Here is a 23,689-nt window from a genome sequence, read left to right as displayed (position 1 = left end):
TTGTGTAATTATAAGGACTCCATCCCGGGTATTTACTGGCCAAAGGATCCACGCTATGCCATCTTCCCAGTTCACTGTCATAATACCTGGCTCCAAAATAATCATAATTTGTGCCTAAGTCACGCTCTTTCTCAGTAAACTTGTACCTGGAGTCTGTCTGGTTGGTATAGCCCATCGTTTGTAAATTTGGCTGACTAGCCCGTACCTTTAGGTACGGGGCCCCGGGAAATCGCCTCTCCCTGTATGTGGAATGTGAGCATTTAGAATTACGCAATCACTAAGCACCGGAGGTGCGCTTTGTTTGTAGCCCGGGGTAACCAAATTCACCGAAGGTGAATGCGGGAACCCCGGGTTAAAGATCCCCCACACACCACACGGAGCTCCGGTCAGGAGCGACACATAAGAATGTTCCAGGTTAAATAATTAAATTCATAACCGGATTAAATTCATGCACATTCACCCAATTAATTGATTAACATTCACCCGGTTAAATGGTTCATATTCACCCGATTAAATGGTTCATATTCACCGAAGAAATTGATTCACATCTAAAATCAATAAATTGTGTGGATTTTATGTGCCGCTCCTGACCGGAGCTGGGATGGGGGTGGGGGATACCTGTACCCAGGGGTCGGTCGTTCGCCCGAGGCGAACTCCCTTACCCCGGGGCTACTAAGGTTACGCCCGACCGAGTCGGGCTTATTGAATGCGTAATTCCATAGGCTCACATTTCATTTTCATTCCCTAAATGTTTATACTCCTTAGATCTAAAGCAAAATAATATTCATTGGATTATTTAATTATTACCATCTTTTTTATCTGCCTGAAACTTTTTGTCCCGTCAATTGCCCTGGCTTCCAGTATGTAGAAATATACTCCCGACGATATGTTCTGTGCATCAAAACTTATCTCATGCAGCCCGGCACCCTGATTCTTAACAATCATCTCCTTCAGCGTTCTCCCTAGCGCGTTATATACTGCAATCCTGACTGTGCTTTCTGCAGGAAGTGTATACCTGATCACGGTAACTGGATTAAACGGGTTCGGATAATTCTGAAACAGGTCATATTCTACGGGTCTTACGCTTCCCCTTTCTGCATATGTCAGCATAATCGATGCCGTATCACTGTAGTCAGAAGCAGTGTACTGATTAAATGCTTTTACCCTGTAGTGATAATAAACGGACTGAACTGCCGTTGTATCTGTGTAGCTTACGGTATTGGCTTTTACCGTATCTAAAACCGTAAAGCCTTCCAGGTGCATCCTTTCTATTACAAATCCGCTCTCGTTTGCAGAATTGTCCTTCCAGGCAATCTTAATTCCTTTTGTAACTGCGGTCAGGCTTAAGCTGTCAGGCCTGTTCAGAACAGTAGTGAAGTTCCATACTTCCGACCACTGGCTTAATCCTATGCCGTTCCCGGCCCGGAGCCTCCAGTAATAAATCCTGCCCTCGCTTAAGTCCGTAATGTCTTTCGATAATAAAATTATCGCTGAATCCTCAAAGGCTATATCCTTAAACAGGCTGTCTTTTGAAACCTGCAGATTATACCATCCTGCATTCTCAGCCTGTTCCCATTTGAGACTCAGGCTTAAGGGCTGGCCTTTTGAGTTATTTGCCACCGAAAGCAATTTCGGAACGGATGGAAGCGGAGGCGTCAATTCTGAAATTGCAGCGCGCCACAATGTATTTTGATTTCTTGCAAAAACATAATTCCGGCTTTTTTCCAGGCTAATCATATCTTCCTGTGGCAAATTTGAACCTGCCTGCTTCCAGCTTAAACCGTTATCTGATGAGATGTACACCCCGCTGCCTTTAGTCCCTGCAAGAACAATGCTGTTCCCAGGAAGAGCAAACGAAAAGACCTGCTTTCCCTTAAGCTCACCCGTTACTGCTGTCCAGCTCTGGCCTTTATCGGTTGACATGAAAGCTCCATCACTTATGGTAGATGCAAATGCAACATCGCTATTGGCTTTAACTGATAATACCTCCTTTCCTTCCAGCCCGTTATTTGCCTCCTTCCAGCTTGAACCGTCATCCGTGGATAAATAAACCTTTCCGCGCGAGACCGCAAAAATGTCGCTCCCGTTCGATACCATTGAATTCAGTGCCGAAAAGTCCGTTATTTCCGAAGTTACCTTCAGCCATTCATTCCCGGCATTAGTGGAATAGTATAGCGCCCCTTTCCAACCGGGAGCATCATATGTTGCGGCAAACATCTTATTTTTGTGTGAGAGGATTGCACTGAATCCCTCCCTGAACTGCAGAATTCCATTGTTAACAGCTTCCCAGCTTAGCCCGTTATCTGTCGACCGGAGAATCCCATCCTGCCCAACATTGACGTAAATATTTTTCGAATCAAAGGCCATAACATTAATGAAGTTCTTTTCAAAGTCGGGTATATTCAGGATTTTCCAGTCTATGAGACCGTCCTCTGAGAAATATATTCCGCAGTACTGTGTAATAACAAATATGCTGTCGCCCCTTGCTGCCATGGATGTGAAGGAAAGCCCTCCTAAACCATTATTCGATTGTAACCAGTGAGATCCATCATCTGTAGAAAGAAATATCCCCGCACAGGAAGTTCCTGCGTAAAAACTGCCTTCGGAACCGGCAATACTTTTCACCTGAACATTCTCCGGCAATCCACTATTTACAGCCTGCCAGGCTGAACTAATTTCACTCCATTTGAATATTCCATATGAGCCCAGGGCTGTAAGCACCAGCTTCCCGTCAGAAACTATATCGTAAAAATAATGTATGGAAGGCAGCCCGGAATTGGCCTGAGTCCATGTTGATCCGCTGTCTGCGGAAATATAAATTCCATTATCGTTTATTGCGGCCAGAATGCTGTTCCCGTTAATTACAACCTTTCCTGCGGCCTTTTCGGGTAACCCGCCGGTACTGCGCTTCCAGCTCACGCCCTTGTTAAGTGAAACAAAGATTCCTGCTCCGGTTCCAATAACCAGCATGCTGTCTTTTGCGGCAATTGACACAACCGGGTTTTCGGAGGAGTCCACTTCTACTCTTGTCCAGCTTGATGCATTATCCGTTGACTGGAATAGTCCTTTAGTGCTCCCGGCATAAATTGTTTCCCCGCTTTCAGCTAAAGCCTGTATGCTGAAATTACCCAGCCCGCTGAGATTTTTCTCCCAGCTTGCGCCATTATTTGTGGAAATATAAAGCCCCTCCTCGGTTCCAATTAGCAGAATATTGTCGCCCCTGATAAGAATTGAAGTTACCCAGTTCGAAAGCTGACCGCTGTTAAGGGCGGTCCAGTTCTTTGCTTTACCAGTTGAGAGAAAGACTCCGGCATCTTCAGAATGAGCAGCGACCTTATTCCCGCTTGCAGCCACTACATTAATCCTGCCGCCATAGGGCCCGTCAACCTTCGTCCACTGTGCCTTAAGGCCAGCGTGGAACAGGAAGAAAAATACCGTAAGGGATAAAAAAAGTAAGGAGTTTTTCATGATTCCCTCCATTTATTTATGCTGGTGCACAATGCTTCAATAATTATTTCAGGAGAATGAATTTTTTTGTGTCTGTGAACCTGCCGGCACTGATTGTATATATGTATACTCCGCTTGGAATGCCGGAGGCGTTGAACTGAATCTTATATTCTCCCGGATCTTTTTCTTCATTCAGCAGAGTGGAAACCTCACGGCCAAGCATGTCAAAAATTTTAAGCTCCACAAAACTTCTCTCAGGCAGCCAGTAGCGTATTGTACTTACTGGATTAAATGGATTAGGATAATTCTGGAATAACCTGAACTCATTGGGTATAAATGCAAATGCATCTACACCGGTCAAGGTAATTGAAGCAATGTTGCTGTATGCTGAAACTGCAAACGGTGTATATGCATAAATCCTGTAATGATATGTTGCAGGCTTTGCTGTGGAGTCGGTGTAGCTTAATGTATTAGCATTCACTGTATCAATGGGAATAAAATCAGCATCCATTTTTCTTTCAATAATATAACCCGCCTCATTTTCTGAGTTATCCTTCCACGTGAGATTTATCTTTTTGTTGTTCTGAACAGAAGCCCCCAGGCCTTCAGGAGCATAAAGTATTGTTGTGAAATTCCAGACCTCCGAGAACGGGCTTTTACCTGCCTGATTCTTTGAGCTTACTTTCCAGTAATACTTCATCCCTTCTTTTAAACCTTTTATTTCTTTGCTGGTGTCGGCCAGTGCGGAGTCGCTGAGTACAACATCTTTGAACAGACTGTCATTAGATACAATGAGGTAATATGAATCGGCTGCAGACGCCTTATTCCAGCTGAGTGTAAGATCCAAAGGCTGATCATTGGAATTATTTTTCACAGAGATTAAATTTGGAATGCCTGGTTGTGGAGCTGGCATTATCATTTCTGACAATGGGCGTTTCCACACGCCGTAGTTCCAGCTCCCGGCATACAGTTCATTCACGGATGCTGCCATAGAGATAATTTCAAAAACGGGAAGATCGGGAAATCCGGTTCCAACCTTTTTCGTAGTTCCAGCACTGCCATCATAAAGAGAAACTCCATTGTCTGATCCAATAAAAAGATTCGTTCCTGATACTGCAAGTGAAAATATAAAACCTCCCTGTACCAGCTGCCAGGAATCCCCGTTGTCTGTTGAACGGATGACTCCATAACCCATGTCATGCCCGGCAAAGATTACGTCTCCTATTGATGCCATTGAGTACAGGTATTTAGTGTCAGGTTTTTTAGTTGCAGTCCAGTTATCTCCATTATCGGATGAACGGAATACTCCGCCGAAGCCGGTTCCGGCAAAAATATATTTATTGTTCGCAGTAAATGATGTTACCCCGGGGTTTGTCAGGCCATTATTTATCTCCCTCCAGCTCTGACCGTTATCAGTTGACCGGAAAGCACCCGAATTCCAGAGCCCCGCAAAAAGGTCGGTCCCGTGTACGAAAAGCGCTTTAATAGATAGATTTTTTAATCCGCTATTTACCTGAGTCCAGGTTGTCCCCTTGTCATTTGAACGGAAGACTCCGTTACTGTCTGTTCCGGCAAATATATAATCGCCGCTTACGGCAAGAACACTGATTGAATTATTTCCAAGGCCGTTCGTCAGGACTTCCCAGGTGTTACCATCATCACCGGAGTGGAAAAGGCCGGCATGAGTGCCAGCAAAAATATCACTCCCCTTAAGCACTAAACAGGTAACCGTGGTATTTACAATTCCTTTATTTGCAGCGGTCCAGCTCGCTCCGGAATTAGTGGATACATACAGCCCCATTCCATCTATTCCCTGTAGGTAGTTTGTTCCCGCAAAAATATCTGTCCCGTTTACTGCAAATGTATTGACTTCCGCTTTGTCAGGTATACCTGAACTTGCTTTATTCCAGTTTGTGCCGTTATCTGTAGTAAGAAAAACTCCGTCCTTTGTCCCGGCAAAAAGATGCTTCCCGCTAACTGCCAGAGTAGTAACATAAGTGTTTACCAGTCCGGTGCTGACGCTGCTCCAGCTTGCACCGTGGTTGGTAGAAAGGAATACTCCGCCATGGGTCCCCGCAAAAATATTGGAATCGATTACGGCAAAGGAAGTCACCATTTTATTGGAGAGACCGCTGTCTGCCTTTGCCCAGCTTTGCCCGTTATCTGTGGAAAGATAAACTCCGCTATTTTCCGGAGCTGCGTCGGTACCGGTAAATATAATTGATCCTAGCGCTGCAAGAGCATTAACCGGAGTATAGACAGCCGGGGCATCAGTTAATTTAGTCCACGTATTCCCGTTATCGGTTGAATAGTATAGCCCGTTATCTCCTGCACAAAAGATCCTTGTCCCGGTCGAGGCAAATGCCCTTGCATAGATAGGCCCGGAATTCAGCATAGTCCAGTTTATCCCATTGTCTGTTGAAAGATATAGGCCCTCGCCTGTCCCGGCAATGGTATTAGATCCGGGCGCGGCAACTGAGGTAACATAATTGTATTCAGGAAAAATATTTTTTATTTTACTCCAGCTCTTTCCGTTATCAGTTGAAAGGAATATTCCCTGTCCCTGACCAACAGCCGCCAAAATGTTGGGACCGCTAACCGCCAGTGATGCAACGCTGCCTCCACTTGGACCTTTAGTTTGGGTCCATTGTGCATGTAAATAATTATCAGACAGGACCAGGTAAAACATTACCCAGCACAAAAGAATGGTAAACAAATTCTTCATAATTCAATCCCCCTGACAAGGATTTTTAAGGAAAGCCGGAATGAAGTTCCCTTGTCGATAGAGAATAATATTATTCCGCTAAAAACAATCAAACCATTTCGGAACAGGGCCGATTTATTGCGCTGACATATTCACCCCCTCCCTCTTCCCGTTAAACGTCGGACGTCCCTCTTTCCGTCGGACGTATGACCTCCCTCTTTCCGTCGGACGTATGACCTCCCTCTTTCCGTCGGACGTTGGACGTCGGACGTCGGACCTCCTCTTCCCGTTGAACGTTGAACCTCTGACCTCCGACCTTGAACCTTGAACATTATTTTCTTATATATCCGTAATAAAGAAATCAAAATAAAATTTATGCATAGCACAACACAACACTTCAGTCTTGAAGACATGTTAGGCCAGCGCTACAGGAAATTCCAGAAGCTGATGCCTTTTAAGATACGCGAAATACTCCTTGTTTCGAGCCTTTATGACGCCTACCTCTTTGAAGAAGACGGCAGGCTGTATGAATTGATAAGAAGAGAATACCAGGCCCTTAACCTCAGCCACGCTCCCGAGATAACTCACGTCTCAAGCGGCATAGAGGCCGTTCAGCTGGCTAAGGAAACTCACTTCGACCTTATTATTACTACAATGCATATTGAGGATATGCACGTCGTGAAGTTCGCAAAGGCTGTCCGTAACGCGGACCTCAATATTCCTATTATCCTCCTTGCCTACGACAACCGTGAAAGAAAGGAGCTCGTTACCAACTACGACACATCTGTCTTTGAGCAGGTATTCATATGGCAGGGCGACTACCGCCTCCTCATCGGTATAGTTAAAAGCGTGGAAGATAAATTAAACGTCGATAACGATACTAAGTTTATCGGCGTGCAGTCCATTATCTTAATTGAGGATAACGTAAAGTTCTATTCCTCTTACCTCCCTATTATCTATACGGAGGTCCTTAAACAGTCGCAGCGGCTTATATCCGAAGGCGTTAACCTCTCGCATAAGTTCCTAAGAATGCGCGCCAGGCCCAAGATCCTCCTCTGCACAACTTATGAGGAAGCCTGGGACTATATAGAAAAATATTCAGAGTATATACTTGGCGTAATATCCGACATTAACTTTACTCATTACGGCATTAAGGACCCTGAGGCGGGAATTAAATTTGCGCGGAACGTTAAGGCAATCCACGAGGATATCCCCGTTCTCCTGCAGTCCAGTAACGCACAGCACGCTGAAAGTGCCAGAAACGCGGGAGCATCTTTCCTCTTAAAAAATTCCCCTAGACTTCTGCACGAGCTTCAGGAATTTATAATCCACCGCTTCGGATTCGGCGACTTTATCTTCTATACCCCCGACGGCCGGGAGGTGGGAGTTGCTACAAACCTTAAGGAACTGGAAGAACAGCTTAAAAAAGTACCCGACGAAACTATACAGTACCACGCCGAAAGAAATCATTTTTCAAACTGGCTTAAGGCAAGAACCGAATTCTGGCTTGCCCACAAACTCCGCCCGCACAAGGTAAGCGACTTCCCGAGCATCGACGACCTGAGGCAGGAGCTCATAAGCTCGCTTCACCAGTACCTGGAGCTCCGTACAAGAGGCATTATAACAGATTTCTCAAAAACCTCTTTCGACCCCCAGAACAGCTTCGCACGTATTGGCGGCGGCTCCATCGGCGGAAAGGCACGCGGACTGGGTTTCTTAAATAACTTAATCTATAACTATAACCTGCGCGACCGCTTCCCGGGCGTTAAAATGTTCGTTCCCGCGGCTATTGTAATTGCAACAGACGTCTTCGACAGCTTTATTGAGGCAAATGAGCTCGTCAACTTCTCTCTTAATGCCACGGACGACGAGGAAATTGCAAGAAAATTTGTCGACTCAAAAGTCTTCCCCAAAGACGTAAAACGCAAGCTTGCGGACTTTCTTGATATGGTGAAAGAACCCCTCGCCGTACGCTCTTCAAGCCTTCTCGAAGACTCGCAGTACCAGCCTTTTGCAGGCGTTTACGAGACCTATATGCTTCCTAACAATGACGAGGACCCCGAGGTAAGACTGAAGGAGCTGCTTAATACAATTAAAAGAGTTTATGCCTCCACATTTTTCAAGGCTGCAAAAGACTACATGAAGGTCACCAGCTACCGCCTCGAGGAAGAAAAGATGGCCGTCATTATACAGCGCATGGCCGGCAGCCAGCACGAAAACCGCTTCTATCCCGACTTTGCAGGCGTGGCAAGAAGCTATAACTTTTATCCCGTTGCTCCGCAGAAACCGACCGACGGCATTGCAATGGCGGCACTGGGACTTGGCAAAACCGTCGTCGACGGCGGCAACTCCGTCCGCTTCTGCCCTAAGTACCCCCGGCACCTTATGCAGTTTTTCTCAACTAAGGAAACTGTCAGAAACGCCCAGCAGGAATTCTTTGCTCTCAACCTGCACAGCAATATCAGGAATAAAACCGCACAGTGCCACGACGTGCTCGTGCAGCGCTACGACCTCAGCGTTGCGGAAAAAGACGGAACCCTTTATGCCGCGGGCTCAACATTTTCACCCGAGAACGACCAGGTCTACGACGGCATCTCAAGAAGCGGCCAGAGGGTCGTTACTTTTGCCCCTATACTTAAACATAAGGTGTTCCCGCTTTCCGATATACTGGACCTTATACTGGACCTTGGAAGCTGGGGTATGGGTACACCAGTCGAAATCGAATACGCCGTAAATCTGAGCGTTCAACGCGGAACGCCCAAGGAATTCGCGCTCCTGCAGATGCGCCCCCTGGTGCTTTCAAATGAGGCCGAAGAACTGAATGTAGATGAGTTTAACGCAGGCGACCTCCTGGTCCAGAGCGGCCAGGTCCTGGGTAACGGCGTCATAAGCGACATATACGACATTGTTGTTGTCGACCGCGAAAAGTTTGAAAGAAATAAAAGCCGCGAAGCGGCTCTCGAAGTCGGAATGTTTAACTCGAAACTCCTGGAGGAAAAACGCCCATACCTTTTAATCGGCGTCGGACGCTGGGGCTCGCTTGACCAGTGGCTTGGAATTCCGGTTACATGGGACCAGATCTCGGGGGCGCACACAATTGTTGAGTCGGGCTTTAAGGATTTCAGCGTAACGCCTTCTCAGGGCTCACACTTCTTCCAGAATATAACTTCTTTCCGCGTGGGTTACTTTACCGTAAACAGCTTTGAACATAAAGGATTTATAGACTGGGAGTGGCTCTCATGCCAGGAGGTTCATGCCTCGGCTAATTACACCAGGCACTTGAGGTTCGATAAGCCGATTACTATAAAAATAAACGGCCACCAGAATAAGGGAATTATTCTTAAACCGGGCTCCAACGGCAAGGGCTAGCCCCTTGCCTGCCTCCGGCTGGGTTTTTTCTCTCGGGCTTAATTACTTTTTCTGTGGATTGTAAAAGCCATGTCTTTAACCGTGTTTTTAACGTCCGTAACGGAAACAATAACCGTATTATACTCATCCTCAAGATGTATCCTGCGCTGGAATTTATACCTGTCGCCTTCGGGTGAAAACTTTGCTTTTCTTCCGTTTATTTTTACTTCCTCAAGCTTATATGCAGTTTTGACCGTTCCGAAAACCGTAACGTCTGTCTGCCGGGTAAAGAGGATCCCGCCATTTTCCACAAAACCCAGCTCAGTTTCAATTGTATGTGCTTCGGGTACGTTGACCTCAATAGTCATCTCGTTGACTTCACTGAGAGAGTCTTTCTCCGGAACATACGGCCTGTTATTGGCAGAAGCCGGGACTGAGAGAAAAAATGTTAAGAGGAAAATATTTATCACCGCACGCATGCTGCCTCCGCTGATATAAAATAGTTAAAACGGAAAAGAAGAGCGCTGAATACGGCACAATATTAGGAATTTATTTTTGAAGTGGCAACAGGCCCAAAGAATATTTCCTTAATTTCTTGCGCTACTTTTGTATCTTTGATACTCATATTCAGAAATTCTGTTATTTTATAAATTATGCCCCATACACTTAGTATATCGAAAATATTCAGGTTCTGGCTGCCTCTTTCGGCAACATGGCTTATGATGTCTGTTGAAGGACCTTACCTTTCTGCAATAATTGCAAGAATGCCTAAGGCCGAGTACAACCTGGCGGCCTACGGCGTTGCATTCTCATTTGCCATGATTATGGAAGCCCCTATTATTATGATGATGAGCGCATCAGTGGCAATAATAAAAAACAGGTATACCTTCTTTAAGCTAAGAAGCTTTGCATATGCTCTTAACGCCATAATAACGGCTTTAATTGTAATTTTTATATTGCCTCCCGTATTTTACTATGTGGCCGAAAACCTCGTAATGCTGCCTCCTGAGGTGGCCAGGCTTACCCATATAGCAACAATTATTCTTATTCCCTGGCCTGCCGCCATCGGCTACAGGAGGTTTTACCAGGGTATACTCATCAGAAATAACCTCACGCGCAAAGTTGCCTATGGCACAATTGTAAGGCTGGGCTCAATGTCCCTTACGGCGCTCGTACTTTTTCTTACTACCAGCCTTAACGGGGCAATTGTGGGGGCCTCAGGCCTGTCTATGGGCGTTGTGTGCGAGGCTGTTGCAAGCAGGATAATGGCGGCAAAAATTGTAAAAAAATTAAAACATGAGGCGCCCTCAGTTCAGCAGGAGAACCTGTCATACAGGGAGATAATTAACTTTTACTATCCCCTTGCGCTTACTTCCATCCTTACACTGGCTGTAAACCCGATGATTACGTTTTTTATGGGGCAGAGCCGTATGCCTTTGGAATCCCTTGCCGTGCTTCCTGTGGTGAATTCTTTTATTTTTATCTTCAAGAGCTTCGGCGTTTCATACCAGGAGACTTCAATTGCCCTGCTGGGTGAAAATAAGAAGGAATATCTTCCTTTGCGGAACTTTGCATATATTCTTGGCGTGCTTTCTACAGGTGCCCTCATGCTTATTGCTTTCCTTCCTTTGGCTGACGTATGGTTTATTGATATTTCAGGATTATCAAAAACCCTTGCCTTAATTGCAAGGCCTCCTTTAATGATACTTGCCTTAATTCCGGGACTGGAGGTTTTAATCAACTTTCAGAGGGCTATACTTGTGGATTCGAGGGCAACAAGGTATATCACAACCGCAACTGCAATTGAAGTTGGCGGAATTATACTGACACTTTTCATTACAATTAAATATTTTGCCTTTATTGGTGTAGTGGCCGCGGCCCTTGCAATGCTCTTAGGGAGGATAGGTGCCAACATATATCTCTTTCCCCCATTCTTAAAACATCTGCCGGAGAATAAAAAGAGAAAAGTCCTGGAGGAATGACTAGTTTGTAAAAAAGATTAAGATCTCCCCCCTCCAGAGCATCGGAGATGCGACTTGCCTGTAGAAATATGGCGTTAAAAAACAATTCAGAGCTCCGGAGGAGCGACTTGTAAAAACTATTCATCTTCCAATTTTTTCTTCTCCTCTTCCATTACCCAATTAAAAACTTCTTTATTTCCCATTTCAACTGCAAAATCTTTCAGTATCTTCATGTATTCCTCCCTGAAAGACTTATGCCTGTGGTGTTCTTCTTGGTTCTGAATATACTGGATCACCTGGCTTATCTGGCTCCTGGAATATGAGAAGACTCCGTATCCCTGCTGCCATGAAAAACCACTCAGCCAATTCTTCTTCTTTATGAACTCCGATGAATACGCCTTAACTTCCCTTACCATGTCTGAGACCGAGGAGCCCGGGACGTAGGAGACGAACAGGTGCACATGGTCCGGCATGGCTTTTATGGCCAGAGTCTTGCAGTTGTGGCTTTTTACAATTCCTGTCATGTACTTCTGAAGCTCTTCGGAAAATGAGGGTCTTATAAGGTGATCTCTGTGCCTAACAGCAAATACAATGTGCAGGTATACCTGGCTGAATGTGTCTGCCATAATTTATTTCCTCCTCCGGGGAATGTTTTGATGTATATAGGTGAAGGTAATAGGAATTGCGGTTTAATGAGGTGAATTATGGCACAAAGCTACAGATCAGCCGCGGCTGACCCCTCCGGGGCTCTGGAAGAGGGGTGGGGTGACCTCATTTTCTACAAACAAGTCGCTCCGCCGGAGCTCTGAATTGTTTTTTTGATCGTCCTTTTTCTACAGACAAGTCGCCTCATCCGAGGCTCTATAAAAAGGATGGGTGGGGAATCTTCTGTTACAGACAAGTTGCCTCTCCGAGGCTCCTTTGAGGCATTCTCTGTTAGAGACTTAACATTTCCTAATTACCCCATAAAAAAGAATGAGCAAAAAAAATGCAGCAACTGGCTTGTTTGCCCGCTGCTGCATCCGTAAAATGATTGTGTAATAAATTACTTAACTATTATCATTTTCCTTGTCGATACGAAATCATTTGTTTTCAGCATATAGAAATATATCCCGCTCGTAATTGAGAACCTGTCGGCGTTGAATTCTATGCTGTGGTTTCCTGCGTTCTGGTACCTGTCAACAAGCACCGCAATTTCGTTGCCCAGCATGTCATATACACTCAGCTTTACGCGTGTGTCTTTGGCCAGAGAATACCTGATTACAGTTGATGGATTAAAAGGATTCGGATAATTCTGCTTAAGCGAATATTCCCTTACCTGTACGTCCTTCTCACCCCTGTCTTCCTTAATAGCTGAAACATATGTGGTGAGGAATTGCCACCTGGCCGACCAGCCGGTCTCGGCAGATGCGTTCTTTGCTTTTATGTGCCAGTAGTAGTAGCTCCCGGTCTGAAGCGGTTTCGCAAGTGCAAACGCCGTATCTGCTACAACTGTATCGACAACTATGTTTGTATAATTCTGATCTGCACTTAACTGCAGCCTGTATGAGGTGGCGCTTAGTACCCTGGCCCATTTGAATACAGGATTTAATACAACATCCTTAGCCGTATATTTAGGTTCTGATAATACAGGAGTGCCCATTATGCTCGATTCGAACTCAAAAGGAGCTGAGTATTCGCTGCTGCCGCCCGGTCCCGCGGCTTTAACCCTCCAGTAATATTGAATACCCGCCGCTACGGAATTGTAGGTAAAAGAAAGTTTTCTGTGCTCGGGGGCATATGCAACTACATTCTTGAACTGGCTGTCCTTTGCAATCTGAAGGACGTAGCTTTCGGCCAGTGGAACACTGTTCCATGTAAGTGTTGCAGTGTTGACCAGGCTTGCCGTGCGGTCAGCAGGGGACTTCAGAACAGGTGTCACAGGTATCTGGTCCGGCTGGTCCATATGGAACACGTTGCTCATGGCGCTTTCATTAGAGTAGCGGTCAACAGCCGTCACCACATAGTAATTGCCCGATGTAACTGAATATTTTGCAAATGCTGAGGGCAGTGTCGTCTCGCCGTAAGTGCCCAGTATCTTCGAGGGATCATTAAGCATCGCCTCTGTTGGTTCACTTTCAAAGCGGTAAACTATATAAAAGAATGCTTCATCGCCATCCTGTGCCTTCTGCGGCGCATCCCACTTAAGCTCATATTTTCCCGATGTCGTATTTTTTTCTGCCCTCAGGTTCAGCGGTGCATTCGGCTTTGTATTGCTTCCGGTAATCCATGACATCTTTGGAGTAATAGCCGAATAAACGTTAAAATTATGAATCAGTGAATCTGTGCACCCGGCGAAGTTTTTTGCCGTCAGACTGTTTGAGTTGTAAAAAACATGACCTTTTATTGTAGAGGTGGTACGGTTGGTTTTCATCTCCCAGCCAAGCTCACTCGGTGAAAAACCGCTCTCGGCATACCTGTAAGATGGAAGCCCGATATAAAGATGCCTTCCGTTTAAGAAAGAAGCGCCCGACCAGTTTGGAAGCTGATTGTTATAGCTGACCCAGTAAAGCTGCGGCATAATGTAATCGATGTATGAAGTGCCGGTGTGTGCTGCGCCCGAGTCATCTGTGTACTTTCCCTGCAGCCATCCCTGAGTATCACAGTAAATACCAGTATTTACTGACGGATTACCCGAAGGGCTTATCCCGAACTTAATCCACGGCTTTACGGCCTTAATGCTGTCGTTAATTTCTGCCAGAAGCAGATTAACGTTGTTCATTCTCCATGCAGATTTGCTTGTAAAAGTGCCTTTATATGTGTTATACGTAGCATCATCATTAAACGGACCATAGTCAGTATAAGGATAAAAATAATCATCAAAGTGAACGCCGTCTATATCATAACGGCGTACAATGTCCATAATTACATTTACCAGGTAAGCTCTTACAGCTGGAATACCCGGGTTTAAGAATGTATAAGGATACTTTGCAGTTGACCCGGAAGGAATTGCACATTTTATTATCCACTCCGGATGCTTCTTCATAACATTTGTCGGTGCAACTGCATTCGAATCCTCATTCAGTGAAAGCACTCTGTACGGGTTCAGCCACGCATGCAGTTCCATTCCTCTTTTATGAGCCTCGGTAACTGCATACTGAAGCGGGTCATAATTCGGATCCGCTGGAGCCAACCCCTGCTTTCCTGTCAGGTATGCCGACCATGGCTCAATTGAGCTATTATATACTGCGTCGCATTTGGGCCTTATATGAAAGAAAATTGCATTTAATCCGAAGGTCTTGTGCTGATTAAATATTGTTGTCAACTGATTTTTCTGCGCACTTATGCTACCGGCGTCTGTGCCGCGCGTTGAGGGCCAGTCAATTCCCAGTGAAGCAATCCATACTCCTCTTAATTCCTGCTTGGGTGAAATCTGCGGAAAAGACAAAACGGACATTGAAAGGACGAATAATAAACAGTAAAATATTTTTTTCATTGGCACTTCCATTATATCTGATTGGGGGGAATTTTTAGTACTCTGAAAATAGCAAATTATTTCGGAATTCAGAATAAAAATGTGAGGCAATTTCGTGGCGGCGGAAAATGGAGATTCACTGAAGATCAAATAAAACGGCAGGCTTTTTGCCTGCCGCTCTGTAGAGTCTCAAAAAGACTATAAAATTACTTGATAATTATCATCTTGCGCGTTGAAACAAATGAGCCCGTTCTTAACGTATAGAAATAAATTCCGCTCGGAATATTATGCTGATTGGAATTAAAATCCACACTGTATGAACCCGCATTCTGGTTTCTGTCTACCAGCACTGCAACCTCTTTTCCAAGAACGTCAAATACGCTCAGCCTTACATTCCCCTCTTTGGCTAGGGAATACCTGATCACCGTCGAAGGATTGAAAGGATTCGGGAAGTTCTGCTTTAAGGAGTATTCCCTTACAATCTGGTCTTTCTTATCCTCTTTTACGTCATTTACAGCGGTAGTCTGGAATCCGAAAGTGGATGACCATTCACCGGTTCCAAGCGTGTTTCTTGCCCTTACACGCCAGTAATGCTTTTTATTTAATGCAAGTACCCGGGTTAACTTAAAAGTTGTATCAGTTAAAACTGTATCCAGAACAAAGGCTGAAGCCATTGAGGATGAAGTTGATATCTGGAACTGGTACTCCTTCGCCTTTGGATCCTTTTGCCATGAGAATGTTGGAACCACAGCTACATTTGTTGTTGCATGCGCAGGAGAAACCAGCACAGTTTTTTCCGGTACACTCGACTCAAAAAAGATGAACCGGCTATATGGGCTGCCCCCGCCCTGTCCTACCGCCTTAACTCTCCAGTAATACTTCTCTCCGGGAATAATGCTGCGGAAAGCGAAGCTCACGGGTTTATGTTCAGGCGCGCTGACTACAATGTCATTAAACAAAGAGTCATTGGCTATCTGGAAAACATAACTTTCTGCTAAGGGATCAGCCTGCCATCTGAACGTTCCGGCTGTTCCGATGTTTGGAGTGTTTTCCAAAGGTGATACCAGCACAGGTGCCTGAGGTACCTCGTCCGGCATGCTTAAATGAAGCACATTGCTCATTACACTCTCGTTTGAATAACGGTCCAGTGCTGTAACTACATAATAATCACCGCTTGTAGCTGAATATTTTGCAACTGTTGCCGGCAGTGTTGTTGCTCCGTAAGTTGCAAGTATTTTTGTAGCATCATTGAGCATCTCGACCGTAGGCTGGCTTGCAAACCTGTAAACTATATATGAGAATGCCGTGTCGCCGTCTGAAGCCTTGGCCGGTGCATCCCACTTGAAGTCGTACCTTCCTGTAGCAGAATTCTTTTCTGCCCTCAGGTTTGCCGGAGCATTTGGCTTGGTTGTGCTGCCGGGAATCCATTCCATTTTCGGCGTTACTGCAGGATATAAATAATAATTATGCACAAGTGAATCAGCACAACCCGCATAGTTTCCTGTAACGCTTTGTGAGCTGAAATAAACCTCGCCCTTAACTGTGGGAGTGGAACGGTTTTTATTTATTTCCCAGCTGAGTTCATTTGCTCCATAACTGTCATACCTGTATGCCGGTGCTCCAACGTAGAGGTGCCTTCCGTTTAATGTTGAAGCGCCCGACCATGTGGGTAGCAGACCGCCATAGTTTGCAGAATAAAGCTGCGGCAGTATATAGTCGATGTATGCCGTACCTGTGTGCTGCACCCCGTTTTCATCCGTGTAATTTCCCTTCAGCCATCCGAATGGGTCGCAGTAGATCGTAAGGTTCACCGATGGACCTCCTGCTGGGCTGATGCCGAACTTAATCCATGGTTTCACAGCCTTTATACTGTCGTTGATCTCAGCAAGAAGCATATTCACGTTGTTTATCCGCCATGCCGCCTTGTCTGTAAATGTACCCTTGTAGGCTGCAAATGTCGCATCGTCATTAAATGTTCCGTATTCAGCATAAGGATAGAAGTAATCGTCAAAATGGATACCATCAACATTATAGCGCCGCACAATATCCATAATAACACTAAGTAAATACTTTCTTACCTGCGGAAGCCCTGGATTGAGGAAGCGGTATTCAGTGCCGTTGCACTTAATTATCCAATCGGGATGCTTTACCATAACATTTCCCGTATCAACCGAACCCGGGTCCTCTGAAGTCATGAGTACTCTGTATGGGTTCAGCCATGCATGAAGCTCCATACCTCTTTTATGAGCTTCCTGGATTGCAAACTGAAGAGGATCATAAGTTGGATCTGAGGGCGCTAATCCCTGCTTTCCAGTCAGATACTGCGACCATGGCTCACTTGGGCTCTTATAAACTGCATCTGCTTTCGGCCTTACATGAAAAAACATCGCGTTCATGCCGTAACTCTTATGCTTATCGAATATTGAAATAAGCTGGTCTTTCTGCGCCTTTATGTCGCTTGCTGAAGTGCCCCTTGTTGAGGGCCAGTCGATGCCTAAAGAGGCTATCCAGATGCCTCTTAATTCCTGCTTTGGATATGTCTGCGGAAATAACAAAGCCGATGTGCAAAGGATTGCAAATAAACAGTAGAATATTTTTTTCATAAGCGTTTCTTATTTAATAATTTATGGGGAATTTTTATTCTATGGAAGATAGCAAAAGTATTTGGAAATCTGAAGACAATTCCGGGGAATATTTTTCTGACCTGAGGATTTTTCCCGCCGGAGGAGATTTCCAGACTGAAATGAGCAATATTGTACAATAGATAAAACAAAAGCCGCACTCAGGCGGCTTTTGCATGAATTAGAATTTATTCAATCCTATTACTTCATAAGTGTCATCTTGCGGCTTAACATAACGCCGTTTGCATTCAGCTGATAGATATAGATACCTGAAGTCAGGTTCTGGCCGTCAACTCTTACAGAGTAGCTGCCTTTTGTCATCTGGCCGTTAACCAGTGATGAAACTTCCTTACCAAGTATATCATATACCTTCAGTGAAACAAATCCGTCCTTAGCAATAGAGAACTTGATCTCTGTTGAAGGGTTGAACGGGTTTGGATAGTTCTGTGAAAGTGCATAGTTTTCAACAACTGCGTTTTCTTTCTTTACACCTGTCTGAAGATTCTGTGTAGTGTAACGCTGAAGCGCCGGAATAGCTGATGCGTTGAACTGAATAATGTAAGCTGTCTTCCCGTCTTTACTGAAAGCAATACCTCTGTTTCTTTCTGAAAGATCGGCTCCGAGGAAAGGTTCAGCATACTTCCATGAAAGACTGTCAAGAACTTTCCAGTCTGTAGTTCTTACACCATAATAGGTTCCTTTTGTAACAAATCTATCCTGCTGCAGCGGACCGTATGCGCCATTAGGAGCAGCCTGGTATGAACCGGCACTAACATATAAGAGTTTATTACCAGGATTCCATGCAATACCCTCTGGAGCCCATCCAGCCAGAACAGAATCTTTAAGCTGGAAGCTTGAGAATTCATCAGGCTTCTGGTAAACCCAGGTTATAAGGGTTGAATATCTCGGTGCATAAAGAGTCATACCGTCTTTGGATACTTCAAGAGTTCTGCCGTAACCTTTCATGACGTCAACTGCATTCTCTACATATGCTAAATTTGAATCAAGAATTTCTACCGGATTGTCTGGTGCAGTGTAGGCGACATAAACATTTCCTACAGTATCAGCGGCGCAGCGTGTAAGACCTGCTTTGCCTGTGTACGTACCCATCGATTCACCGGTTTTGTAATTAAATTTAACTACAGTTTTTCCCTGTGAAAGGAGTATGTTTCCTCTAAAGTCTGTGTTCAGACCTGTATTTGATCCGAACCACAGAGGAAGTACTTTGCCATTGGCATCTTTCCAGGACCTTACCGGTGAAATTGATGCAGGACTGCCATCAGGATTGAAAACTAAAACTGGCAGTGTCTTGAAATATCTGTTACTACTATCTGCTACTTGCATTGAATCTCTGAATTCTGCAGTAACATTGTACTGAGCAACCCAAATCTTGCCGTCAGGATCCACAGCGATACCATGAGCGCCTGAATTTGAGCCCTTTAATGTGTCAATAGCTTTCCCAAACGGGGTCATAGTCCACTGAGAAAAAGAAGTAGCTGAAAAAGCTACTAACATTGTAACTACGAACAATAGACGTTTCATCATAAAATCACTCCTTATTTTTTTTGAACGATAAAACTATAAAATTAAATAGAAGGTATACTTAATATAAGAACATCCACAATTAATTACATACATTTTTTTTAATTATAATTCCAGTCCGTAATATGGTGCACCCTGCTTAAACATTTTTGTGGAAAATATTTTGGCATAGAATTCAGTTGCTTGTTCACTGTCCATAGAACTCCTGGAATATACCAGATTCTGGCCGTTCACCTTATCATATGAATTCCATACAAAAGATGCAAATTTAGGTATAACCACTCCGGGCAATAATGCGCTGGCTGTTTTTGACGGACTGACAACTACAATTGCCGGATCGGCGTCTGTACCTATGTACATATAACCGTCCTTGCTGAAGGTAAGTCCAAGAACAGCGAATGGGAAGCCGGCTGAATTAATTCCGGGATAAGCTGCTGCAAAATCGAAGTATAATTCTTCGCTTCCTGCAACTATTTCATCATTTACAACTTTGTAGCGCCATACGCCTTCCTTGCCATCCTTGGTTCCGCCGACATAAACATAAAGTGTGTTGTTGTCCTTGAAAACCCTGACAGCATTGATCTTTGAAGACGTATTTGCGAATTTGTACTTCGTTGCCTGCGATAAGTCCGGCTTGACCTTGAAAATGTTCAGTCCTTCACCTGCAGCCCAGAGGTTGCCTGAGGGATCGAAATCAAAATCATAGATATTCTGGTCAACGCCTATTGGAGCACCAATAAATGGAGTTGATGCAGGAGCAGTACCCTGGTCAATTTTCCAGATGCCCTTTTTCTTTCTTGCACCAAGAAGCTTTCCTGACTGTCCGCCCCATGCTCCGTATGCGAACTTCAAAGAACTCCATGCTGATGAAGTACCTTTGGGGGCATAATCAGTAATGTTCTTGTTAACATCAATCTTTTTAATACCCTGAAAGGCATTATTAGTAGAATGTGAAATGTAAAGGTTCCCCTCCTTATCGAATGTGATCGTTTGGGGCTGATCCATATAAAGGAAGCCCGTGAAAAATGCCGTTTGTACCTCCTTGAGAGCATAGGCAACAGGAGCAGCATTATTTGAAGCAGTTGTTACTACTACTCTTATTGCGAGAGCGTCTTTGGGAAGATTCGGAACTTTCACCCTTATCTGTGTCGGTGTGGAAGAAATTACAGTACCAGCGACATTATCAAAATATACCAGTGTATGTGCACTGTCAGAAAAGTTGGATCCCGTTATTGTCAGAGTATCCAGCCCTGCGTATGCAACATTCTGCGGGCTAACAGAAGTAACTACCGGATCTGGAGTCCCCTTGTCCTTGTACTCATCATATAAAACGGGGGCGGCATCTTTACCACAGCCATAATACATGGTGAGCGTCAGGAAGAGCAGGACCAGATACTTAATTCTGTTTTTCATGTAAATATTATTTTTCATTTTCTTACCATTTATTTACTTATTTGTATTTGGCTTATAAAGAAACACTTACGTTTACTCTGTGTACTGCATCAAAGATACCATACGGCGTGTATGAGTAATCAACTCCAAGTCCGTAGTTCTGGTACGACTGCTTTACACCCACACCTAAAGTATAGCTTCTTTCATCTGCCGGGGTGTTATATCCGGCTCTTAATGATATAGTATTCATAAATGTGTACTCTGCACCTATGTTAACCTGTTCCGGGAAATCCCTGTTGTGAACAGCATCAACTGCAAGGAGGAACGAGTGCATATTCTTGTCTACATTTTCCAGAAGGTCAACCGCGTTGAATGAAAGACCCATTCTGAAAGTAAGAGGAAGCTGGAAGTTTTCCTTCTCAAACCTTGTCTCCTGAGAGAAGTTCTTTACAGACATTGCAAAGTTGAGGCTGCGGAAACCGGTTCTGTATAGCAAGCCGAAATCGAAGGCCATTACTCCCCTGACGTGGTCACTTTTGACATAGCTGCCGTCAGCGTTAATTGAAGTCACGGCTGCGCCCAGTGATTGCTTTGCATATTTTATGCTTCCGCCAAGTGCCAGCTTATCGTTAAGAGCCTTTGCATAACTTACACCTAATGAGAGTGCGTAAGGACGAAAGGTACCCAGCTCAACAAAACCCTCAGTATTTGAAGAACTGATGGTTTCAATAAAATCGCCGTAATCGACGTTCATTGCTGTAATACCAATTACACCCCAGTCACCGCCCGAAGGTGCGAATGTGACGGCACCGTAAATATACTTGATGTCTGCAATCCATGTCATTGAACCTGCAGTTGCGTTAACCAGGTTTTCCTGGCGGGCAACACTTGACGGGTTCGCAAAAAGAAATGCAGCATTGCCGTCCAGTGCGGTAACTGCCTCGCCAAGCCCTGCAGTCCTGGCATCAAGCGTTGCACTCATGAACTTCATACCGCTCTGTGCAAGCTTCTGCTGATCCTGTGCCTGGAGCCTGCCCGAGAGCAAAGTTCCCGTGATTAAACTTATTATTATTATAAATATTTTTTTCATTTTATTACCTGCCTGCAAATAATTATCGGATTATGGAAAATTTAGCAATGTGCTTTTCACCCGTTTCCGTATTGGTAATTACGGCAATATAGATACCGCTTACGAGCAGCTGGTTTGAACTTGTTATAGATCTCCAGTAAACATCACCGCTTCCGTTGTCGTGGTTAAGTGTCTGGATAAGCTCACCCATCTCGGTATATATCTTTATTGTACATTTACCGGGAGTGTTATAGAAATGGAGCTCATTCTGAAACTGACCACCAAATCTTGTAGCATCGACATCCGAACCAAGGAAGAACGGATTTGGAATGATCCTGACATCACTTATATTCTTTCCGGCCTGCCTCAGGAGGTTAGCTCCGTCATAAGTCTGTGTATAATACCTGCTGCTCTTTAAGGTATAAGCAGGAATATTCAGTGCAGGATTTGCAGGCTGCTGGTCGCCTACTGATAATATATAATAGAAGTAGTACAAACCGCGTACAGGAGTCTTATCTTCATAGCTTCTTTCATTTGGTCCGGCTTTGTAAATAAGATGATATGTACTGTCGTACTGTCCAAGTGCTCTGTAGATTTCAAATCCCTTTACCGAAGGATCATCGCTGTCCCATTCAAGACCAATCTTGTCACCGCCTGAAGTAACGGAGAACATTTTCGGAGGTTTCGGGGGCTGAACAAGATTCCAGTTATTGTTATAGTTGTCTGTTGCTCTTCTCCATGTCTGCATGAGAGAATCTTTGCCTGTCATAACAAATTCATTTTTCTCTTTTTCAACTGCCGTAAACTGCGGTGTCTTGTAGGCATTCTTGTATTTTCTTCCCATCTCTACTGCGGCTTCGTGGCTTATGCCTGCGGCACCTTCAACCATAACGATCTTCACGCTCTGCCCGGGGGCAATTGTGTAAGGACCGTATGAATTATTTGCAGAGAATCCGCCCGAAGTTCCTTTCTTAGGAGCCTCAGTCTGATTGGCAAATTCCTTAAAGTTTATTACACCGCCTGCCATTGATGCAGGATGAACACTGTATGCGTGACGCGGGTTTGAAGTAGGTCTCTGGATGAAATTCAGATACTCATCCTTCATTTTTCCAAGGTCAAATGCGCTGTTTCCTGAATATGCACCAATGTCAGATGATTCATAGGTCATAATAGGAAGATTTTTATTGTCTGTAGGATCCGTCGGTGAAGTATCAGCATGCAGCGTCAGAACACCCATGAACTGCGGTGCTGCAAGCCTTCCTACTGAATCCGAAGCAGGAGCATAACCTGATGACTGTGAAGGATCCCAGATCGGTCCGCCTATATTATTGTATGTAACAAGCTTTTCAGGGAAGTATCCGTGCCATGCGAACTGTGTACGGAAATTTTCACCCTGAGGATCAGGCAGAACACCATCGCCTCTGGCGTCAAGCATTGTATTCATGCCCCAGCCAGTACCGTTGCCTATAACGTACCTGGTCTGCTTGCAGGGGGCCCAGCGGTAATTAAAGTAGAAGTAAACATCTTTTAATGTCTGATCGAGCACCTTTACATTCTTCTCACTCGTGTAACCTGTGTTTGTAAAGGTATACTCCATTACTATATAATTGTCGTGGTAAGGATGGCTGAACTCAAAGATCTTCCTTTCCATCGAAAGGCCCATCAGAGTGTTAACCTTATTTACAATTAATCTGTCATAAGGAAGGTCGGGCTGTATACCGTCGATCTCAACTGTCTTGTCGTAAGTCGGGTTGCCGTCAACTGTAATAGACGGCTGTTCGAACTTGCTGTACATCTTAAGTTCAACCGGAAAGAATTCACCAGCGCCCGAAACTCTGGGCCCTACGTGTATAACCCTGTAGGGATAAGTTCCTGAACCATCGGTAAAATCCTTGGCTCCGATCCAAAGGCCTGTGGCGCACTGCATGTCCTGGTTCTTATAGATACCCGGCCACTCAAAGCCGTCCTGCTGCTCCTTCGGCATACGGGCTTCTTCAATTTCACCGCCGATTGCGGTATAGAAATTGTGAAGCGAACCGACGCTCATGTTCTTGAAGGCATACTGGGCGAAGGAGACTCTGGAGCTCATCAAAAGCATCACTGCCAGTAACGACATTGCGGCGGCATATTTATTAAAACTTTTTGTCATTT

13 protein-coding genes are annotated in these 23,689 nt (G+C 44.7%); 2 read left to right on the top strand and 11 right to left on the bottom strand.

All coding sequences use genetic code 11. The features are described from left to right. The 3 genes from HF312_11685 to HF312_11675 all read right to left on the bottom strand — a co-directional run. On the bottom strand, positions 1 to 175 hold a 175-nt coding region (locus HF312_11685; GenBank protein MCU7520868.1), incomplete at its 3' end, for a hypothetical protein. 617 nt (positions 176 to 792) lie between these two features. Continuing rightward, positions 793 to 3,468 (bottom strand): T9SS type A sorting domain-containing protein, encoded by a 2,676-nt coding sequence (locus HF312_11680; GenBank protein MCU7520867.1) that lies wholly within the window; start codon positions 3,466 to 3,468, stop codon positions 793 to 795. A 43-nt stretch (positions 3,469 to 3,511) separates the two neighbouring features. Continuing rightward, complete coding sequence (locus HF312_11675; protein MCU7520866.1) at positions 3,512 to 6,172, bottom strand: T9SS type A sorting domain-containing protein; 2,661 nt, start codon at positions 6,170 to 6,172, stop codon at positions 3,512 to 3,514. A gap of 426 nt (positions 6,173 to 6,598) precedes the next feature. On the opposite strand from HF312_11675, the gene HF312_11670 reads away from it, so the two are divergent. Continuing rightward, positions 6,599 to 9,520, top strand: a complete 2,922-nt coding sequence (locus HF312_11670) for a histidine kinase (protein MCU7520865.1) — start codon at positions 6,599 to 6,601, stop codon at positions 9,518 to 9,520. 38 nt (positions 9,521 to 9,558) lie between these two features. On the opposite strand, the gene HF312_11665 is transcribed toward HF312_11670, so the two are convergent. Further along, a complete protein-coding gene (locus tag HF312_11665) occupies positions 9,559 to 9,978 on the bottom strand; it encodes a hypothetical protein (protein ID MCU7520864.1) in 420 nt (139 codons plus the stop codon). 174 nt (positions 9,979 to 10,152) lie between these two features. On the opposite strand from HF312_11665, the gene HF312_11660 reads away from it, so the two are divergent. After that, on the top strand, positions 10,153 to 11,481 hold the full coding sequence (locus HF312_11660; protein ID MCU7520863.1) for a hypothetical protein: 1,329 nt from the start codon (positions 10,153 to 10,155) through the stop codon (positions 11,479 to 11,481). Between the two features lie 116 nt (positions 11,482 to 11,597). Here the strand turns inward: HF312_11660 and tnpA are convergent, their stop codons facing one another. From tnpA to HF312_11625, 7 genes are all read right to left on the bottom strand, one after another. Continuing rightward, entirely contained in the window at positions 11,598 to 12,086 is a 489-nt protein-coding gene (tnpA, locus tag HF312_11655) for an IS200/IS605 family transposase (GenBank protein MCU7520862.1), read from the bottom strand. A gap of 419 nt (positions 12,087 to 12,505) precedes the next feature. After that, positions 12,506 to 14,935: a family 10 glycosylhydrolase gene (locus HF312_11650; protein ID MCU7520861.1), complete on the bottom strand. Its 2,430-nt coding sequence runs from the start codon at positions 14,933 to 14,935 to the stop codon at positions 12,506 to 12,508. Between the two features lie 185 nt (positions 14,936 to 15,120). After that, complete coding sequence (locus tag HF312_11645) at positions 15,121 to 17,517, bottom strand: family 10 glycosylhydrolase (protein MCU7520860.1); 2,397 nt, start codon at positions 17,515 to 17,517, stop codon at positions 15,121 to 15,123. 219 nt (positions 17,518 to 17,736) lie between these two features. Continuing rightward, complete coding sequence (locus HF312_11640) at positions 17,737 to 19,080, bottom strand: T9SS type A sorting domain-containing protein (GenBank protein ID MCU7520859.1); 1,344 nt, start codon at positions 19,078 to 19,080, stop codon at positions 17,737 to 17,739. Positions 19,081 to 19,182: 102 nt separating this feature from the next. Next, a complete protein-coding gene (locus HF312_11635; GenBank protein MCU7520858.1) occupies positions 19,183 to 20,508 on the bottom strand; it encodes a hypothetical protein in 1,326 nt (441 codons plus the stop codon). Positions 20,509 to 20,542: 34 nt separating this feature from the next. Beyond that, a complete protein-coding gene (locus tag HF312_11630; GenBank protein MCU7520857.1) occupies positions 20,543 to 21,559 on the bottom strand; it encodes a PorV/PorQ family protein in 1,017 nt (338 codons plus the stop codon). 22 nt (positions 21,560 to 21,581) lie between these two features. After that, positions 21,582 to 23,687, bottom strand: a complete 2,106-nt coding sequence (locus HF312_11625) for a hypothetical protein (protein ID MCU7520856.1) — start codon at positions 23,685 to 23,687, stop codon at positions 21,582 to 21,584. Positions 23,688 to 23,689 lie beyond the last annotated feature (2 nt).

The sequence above is a fragment of the Ignavibacteria bacterium genome, assembly GCA_025612375.1.
In the GTDB taxonomy this organism is placed as follows: domain Bacteria; phylum Bacteroidota; class Ignavibacteria; order Ignavibacteriales; family SURF-24; genus JAAXKN01.
Note: the sequence above shows the minus strand (reverse complement) of the source record. Positions and strands in the feature narration are given on the sequence as shown.

Excerpts from the sequence above, each read along its gene's own strand:
- HF312_11680 (MCU7520867.1), bottom strand. The coding sequence starts at position 3,468 with ATGAAAAACTCCTTACTTTTTTTATCCCTTACGGTATTTTTCTTCCTG.
- HF312_11675 (MCU7520866.1), bottom strand. The coding sequence starts at position 6,172 with ATGAAGAATTTGTTTACCATTCTTTTGTGCTGGGTAATGTTTTACCTG.
- HF312_11670 (MCU7520865.1), top strand. The coding sequence starts at position 6,599 with ATGCCTTTTAAGATACGCGAAATACTCCTTGTTTCGAGCCTTTATGAC.
- HF312_11665 (MCU7520864.1), bottom strand. The coding sequence starts at position 9,978 with ATGCGTGCGGTGATAAATATTTTCCTCTTAACATTTTTTCTCTCAGTC.
- HF312_11660 (MCU7520863.1), top strand. The coding sequence starts at position 10,153 with ATGCCCCATACACTTAGTATATCGAAAATATTCAGGTTCTGGCTGCCT.
- tnpA (MCU7520862.1), bottom strand. The coding sequence starts at position 12,086 with ATGGCAGACACATTCAGCCAGGTATACCTGCACATTGTATTTGCTGTT.
- HF312_11650 (MCU7520861.1), bottom strand. The coding sequence starts at position 14,935 with ATGAAAAAAATATTTTACTGTTTATTATTCGTCCTTTCAATGTCCGTT.
- HF312_11645 (MCU7520860.1), bottom strand. The coding sequence starts at position 17,517 with ATGAAAAAAATATTCTACTGTTTATTTGCAATCCTTTGCACATCGGCT.
- HF312_11640 (MCU7520859.1), bottom strand. The coding sequence starts at position 19,080 with ATGATGAAACGTCTATTGTTCGTAGTTACAATGTTAGTAGCTTTTTCA.
- HF312_11635 (MCU7520858.1), bottom strand. The coding sequence starts at position 20,508 with ATGAAAAATAATATTTACATGAAAAACAGAATTAAGTATCTGGTCCTG.
- HF312_11630 (MCU7520857.1), bottom strand. The coding sequence starts at position 21,559 with ATGAAAAAAATATTTATAATAATAATAAGTTTAATCACGGGAACTTTG.
- HF312_11625 (MCU7520856.1), bottom strand. The coding sequence starts at position 23,687 with ATGACAAAAAGTTTTAATAAATATGCCGCCGCAATGTCGTTACTGGCA.